Source organism: Stutzerimonas stutzeri KOS6 (assembly GCF_000307775.2).
In the GTDB taxonomy this organism is placed as follows: Bacteria; Pseudomonadota; Gammaproteobacteria; order Pseudomonadales; family Pseudomonadaceae; genus Stutzerimonas; species Stutzerimonas stutzeri_B.
Genome location: NZ_KK020676.1, coordinates 1,804,266 through 1,807,344, shown reverse-complemented (window position 1 = coordinate 1,807,344; position 3,079 = coordinate 1,804,266). Strand labels below are relative to the sequence as shown.

Here is a 3,079-nt window from a genome sequence, read left to right as displayed (position 1 = left end):
CGTGACAACCGGAACACCAGAGGTTCGTCCACTCCGGTCCTCTCGTACTAGGAGCAGCCCCTCTCAAATCTCAAACGTCCACGGCAGATAGGGACCGAACTGTCTCACGACGTTCTAAACCCAGCTCGCGTACCACTTTAAATGGCGAACAGCCATACCCTTGGGACCGGCTTCAGCCCCAGGATGTGATGAGCCGACATCGAGGTGCCAAACACCGCCGTCGATATGAACTCTTGGGCGGTATCAGCCTGTTATCCCCGGAGTACCTTTTATCCGTTGAGCGATGGCCCTTCCATACAGAACCACCGGATCACTAAGACCTACTTTCGTACCTGCTCGACGTGTCTGTCTCGCAGTCAAGCGCGCTTTTGCCTTTATACTCTACGACCGATTTCCGACCGGTCTGAGCGCACCTTCGTACTCCTCCGTTACTCTTTAGGAGGAGACCGCCCCAGTCAAACTACCCACCATACACTGTCCTCGATCCGGATAACGGACCAGAGTTAGAACCTCAAAGTTGCCAGGGTGGTATTTCAAGGTTGGCTCCACGCGAACTGGCGTCCACGCTTCAAAGCCTCCCACCTATCCTACACAAGCAAATTCAAAGTCCAGTGCAAAGCTATAGTAAAGGTTCACGGGGTCTTTCCGTCTAGCCGCGGATACACTGCATCTTCACAGCGATTTCAATTTCACTGAGTCTCGGGTGGAGACAGCGCCGCCATCGTTACGCCATTCGTGCAGGTCGGAACTTACCCGACAAGGAATTTCGCTACCTTAGGACCGTTATAGTTACGGCCGCCGTTTACCGGGGCTTCGATCAAGAGCTTCGCTTGCGCTAACCCCATCAATTAACCTTCCGGCACCGGGCAGGCGTCACACCCTATACGTCCACTTTCGTGTTTGCAGAGTGCTGTGTTTTTAATAAACAGTCGCAGCGGCCTGGTATCTTCGACCGGCATGGGCTTACGTAGTAAATACTTCACCCTCACCGGCGCACCTTCTCCCGAAGTTACGGTGCCATTTTGCCTAGTTCCTTCACCCGAGTTCTCTCAAGCGCCTTGGTATTCTCTACCCAACCACCTGTGTCGGTTTGGGGTACGGTTCCTAGTTACCTGAAGCTTAGAGGCTTTTCCTGGAAGCATGGCATCAACCACTTCGCTTTCTAAAAGAAAGCTCGTCATCAGCTCTCGGCATTAAGATCCCGGATTTACCTAAGATCTCTGCCTACCACCTTAAACAAGGACAACCAACGCCTTGCTGGCCTAGCCTTCTCCGTCCCCCCATCGCAGTAACTAGAAGTACGGGAATATTAACCCGTTTCCCATCGACTACGCTCTTCAGCCTCGCCTTAGGGACCGACTCACCCTGCGTCGATTAACGTTGCGCAGGAACCCTTGGTCTTTCGGCGTGCGAGTTTTTCACTCGCATTGTCGTTACTCATGTCAGCATTCGCACTTCTGATACCTCCAGCCAGCTTCTCAACTGACCTTCACAGGCTTACAGAACGCTCCTCTACCGCTCATCTTACGATGAGCCCGTAGCTTCGGTACCTGGTTTGAGCCCCGTTACATCTTCCGCGCAGGCCGACTCGACTAGTGAGCTATTACGCTTTCTTTAAAGGGTGGCTGCTTCTAAGCCAACCTCCTAGCTGTCTAAGCCTTCCCACATCGTTTCCCACTTAACCAGGATTTTGGGACCTTAGCTGACGGTCTGGGTTGTTTCCCTTTTCACGACGGACGTTAGCACCCGCCGTGTGTCTCCCGTGCTGACACTTGCTGGTATTCGGAGTTTGCATCGGTTTGGTAAGTCGGGATGACCCCCTAGCCGAAACAGTGCTCTACCCCCAGCAGTGATACACGAGGCGCTACCTAAATAGCTTTCGAGGAGAACCAGCTATCTCCGAGCTTGATTAGCCTTTCACTCCGATCCACAGGTCATCCGCTAACTTTTCAACGGTAGTCGGTTCGGTCCTCCAGTCAGTGTTACCTAACCTTCAACCTGCCCATGGATAGATCGCCCGGTTTCGGGTCTATTCCCAGCGACTAGACGCCCTATTAAGACTCGCTTTCGCTACGCCTCCCCTATTCGGTTAAGCTCGCCACTGAAAATAAGTCGCTGACCCATTATACAAAAGGTACGCAGTCACCTAACAAAGTAGGCTCCCACTGCTTGTACGCATACGGTTTCAGGTTCTATTTCACTCCCCTCTCCGGGGTTCTTTTCGCCTTTCCCTCACGGTACTGGTTCACTATCGGTCAGTCAGTAGTATTTAGCCTTGGAGGATGGTCCCCCCATATTCAGACAAAGTTTCTCGTGCTCCGTCCTACTCGATTTCACTTCTAAGATCCTTTCGCGTACAGGGCTATCACCCACTATGGCCGCACTTTCCAGAGCGTTCCGCTAAAATCAAAGAAGCTTAAGGGCTAATCCCCGTTCGCTCGCCACTACTAAGGGAATCTCGGTTGATTTCTTTTCCTCAGGGTACTTAGATGTTTCAGTTCCCCTGGTTCGCCTCACACACCTATGTATTCAGTGTGTGATAACCATCTTATGATGGCTGGGTTCCCCCATTCAGACATCTCCGGATCAAAGTCTGTTTGCCGACTCCCCGAAGCTTTTCGCAGGCTACCACGTCTTTCATCGCCTCTGACTGCCAAGGCATCCACCGTATGCGCTTCTTCACTTGACCATATAACCCCAAGCAATCTGGTTACTGTCTATAACGTGAAGACGACATTCGCCGAAAATTTGCATAGAGAACACGCAAATTTTACCTTGACTTGAATAATCACCAGTGAAAGTGACCACTCAAATCTACTTCTATCACATACCCAAATTTTTAAAGAACAGTTCTGGCGCAAAGTCCAGAAATCAGTGTTCCAACCAAGCAATCAACAATCATCTTGGTAAACACTCATTTCTGAGCTTTCGGCGACTAGAGTTATGGTGGAGCCAAGCGGGATCGAACCGCTGACCTCCTGCGTGCAAAGCAGGCGCTCTCCCAGCTGAGCTATGGCCCCTTCGATTGGTGGGTCTGGGCAGATTCGAACTGCCGACCTCACCCTTATCAGGGGTGCGC

At 51.7% G+C, this 3,079-nt stretch carries 1 tRNA gene and 1 rRNA gene (1 of these 2 running past the window's edge); both read right to left on the bottom strand.

Annotated elements, in window-relative coordinates:
• Positions 1-2,689, bottom strand: a 23S ribosomal RNA gene (locus B597_RS36385); it reaches 624 nt to the left of the window's first position.
• A 255-nt stretch (positions 2,690-2,944) separates the two neighbouring features.
• Positions 2,945-3,020 (bottom strand) — tRNA-Ala (locus tag B597_RS36380).
• Between the last annotated feature and the right edge of the window lie 59 nt (positions 3,021-3,079).